The following is a 2,330-nucleotide window of genomic DNA, read 5'->3' as shown; positions in this document are numbered from 1 at the left end:
TTACATACTTGGGCTAGTCTCTATAATGGACGTCTTTCTGTCAAAGCAGAAGCTTCCAATATCAGAAAAGTGGAAATGAAATAATTTCCCTACTATGTCAGCCAGTCAGTGCCGGACAACGTCATAGGTGCTGAACTGGCTGACCTCTATACTTGATATATAAAACAACATCTTCCGAAAACAATCGGAACATTCATTACAAAAATTGGGATATGAGGTGAGATTCGTGAGCAAAACAAAAGAGTGTTTTGCATACAATACGAAAATCATTGAAACTCCTACTACAAAAGAAGTATATATTTACGAAAACCCTATTTTTATTCACTCGAAAGAAAAGGCAGATTTAACAGACATAAGTAACCGAAAAAAATTTGATGAAATGTCAGCTCATAAGCAATATGACAGTTTAAAACGCAAGCAGAAGCATTACGAACAGGCTCGTTGGGATATTGCCCGTATTGTTGACTGCAACTTTGATAACAAAACAAAATTTGTAACGCTGACATTTAAAGAAAACATTCAGGAAATCCTGATAACTAACCGAGAATTTAAGTATTTTATCCAGCGATTAAATTATTATTTGTACCATACCAAAACCCAGTTATTAAAATACCTTGCAACGTGGGAGAAACAGAAGCGTGGAGCAATCCATTATCATGTTATTTTCTTTGATTTTCCGTATATAGCAAAAGAAAAATTACAGAATTTATGGTCACATGGATTTATTAAAATCAATCGCATTGATGTAGACAGCAAAGAAAACAGAGGTCGTTATCTTAGCAAGTATTTTGGAAAAGACCTTGATTTGAAAGAACATAAGAAAAAAGCCTTTTTTAAATCTCAAAATCTGAAAGTTCCACACGAAACAAAAGTCATGCTGACCGAAGACATTTTACATGACTTACAAAAAGAAAATATCGTCTTTCAGAAAGAATACACAAGGCAAATTTACGATACCAACGCTTTCTTATCTACTGGTTCATGCTTAAAGGACAGCAGTGTTATCTACATCAAAATTAAAAAAGAAAATCCTTGCGTAAAGGGGGAATCTTATGGATAATCCCGTTACGTTTTCAGATATAACATTATTGAATACGTTAGCCACCTGTGCTAACATGACCACAGATGAAGTCTTCAAAGATTTTAAAATTATGGCAAATAAAAAAATCTTGAAGAATCACAAATATGAAATTTATTACTCGGAATCAGAAAAAAGCTGGCGTACTTATTTACCCGATGAAACCAAACCTAACAAACGCCGTCCTGTTAAGAGGAAGAGTAAAGAGAACCTTGAAAAAGAAATCATCAGATTTTATATCGAAAAGCAGAAAGCTGAAAACCGTCAGAATGTCACACTGGAAGAATTATATGCTGAATGGCTTTTGTATAAAAGAGACTATACTTCCGTAAAAGCAAAGACAATTCAAGAATATGTATCTGAATGGAATAGATTTTTCAAAGATACAGAACTTGTTAAAATGAAGATAGGCGAAATCAAACCAATCACGCTTATCCGCTTTTTCAGAGAAGCTACAAAAGACCGACAGTTCACGCACAAGCGAGTCAGTAATGCCCGTTCTGTTTTGAATGGAATAATGAGTTATGCGATCGAAGAAGAAATTATATCACATAATCCTGTCTCTGATGTGAATTTCAAACAGTTTACCTATAAGCCAGTAGAAGTACAAAGTGACAATGTATTTTCCCGTGATGATACGCATAAGTTATTAAATTATCTTCGGTGTATCATAGAGCCATATTCTCTTGCAATACAGTTATCTTTCTATCTGTTTATCCGTGTTGGAGAAACAAAAGCTATCCGTTGGGAAGATATTGACTACAATAACAGGCTTGTATATCTTCACAGACAGGCGACCTGTGAACGTACATTGAATGATGATTTAACATTCTCAAGCCGAAAAGTAAAAGTAGTAAATCAAATGAAAGGAAATACTTCTCATGGATTCCGTAAACAGTTCCTTACAGACGAAGCACTTAAAATTCTTCACAAAGCAAAGGAATTAAATCCAAATGGAATATATGTCTTTGAACCCAACGGCGAGATTATGACAACAGACAGCTTTAATCGCCGTTTGAAGAAATATTGCAAAGAAGCCGGTGTTCCTTATCATTCCAGTCATAAAATCCGCTTTTACAATGCTTCAACAGCTTTTGACGGAAATAATCTTACAACCCTTAGTTATTTAATGGGGCATAGTGAGACAGCTACAACATTGCATTACTTGCGGAATGTCAATAAGAGGAAGAATGACAGGCTTGCTTTTCAGAATCTTGGTATTTCATCATAAAGTGTTCAAAGGTGTTCAAAC

2 protein-coding genes are annotated in these 2,330 nt (G+C 34.8%); both read left to right on the top strand.

Translation table 11 applies throughout. From position 1 onward, the window contains the following. The first annotated feature begins 226 nt into the window (after positions 1 to 226). Entirely contained in the window at positions 227 to 1,060 is an 834-nt protein-coding gene (locus PGY05_RS16420; protein ID WP_270476351.1) for a rolling circle replication-associated protein, read from the top strand. A 91-nt stretch (positions 1,061 to 1,151) separates the two neighbouring features. Then, on the top strand, positions 1,152 to 2,309 hold the full coding sequence (locus tag PGY05_RS16415; protein WP_226861802.1) for a tyrosine-type recombinase/integrase: 1,158 nt from the start codon (positions 1,152 to 1,154) through the stop codon (positions 2,307 to 2,309). Positions 2,310 to 2,330 lie beyond the last annotated feature (21 nt).

This window comes from Coprococcus sp. AF51-11b1, assembly GCF_027682785.1.
Lineage (GTDB): Bacteria > Bacillota > Clostridia > Lachnospirales > Lachnospiraceae > Allocoprococcus > Allocoprococcus comes.
The sequence above is the reverse complement of the archived record's forward strand: the minus strand, read 5'-3'. Positions and strand labels throughout refer to the sequence as shown.

Bases quoted from the DNA above. Each gene is read 5' to 3' on its own strand.
- PGY05_RS16415 (WP_226861802.1), top strand. From the start codon at position 1,152: ATGGCAAATAAAAAAATCTTGAAGAATCACAAATATGAAATTTATTAC.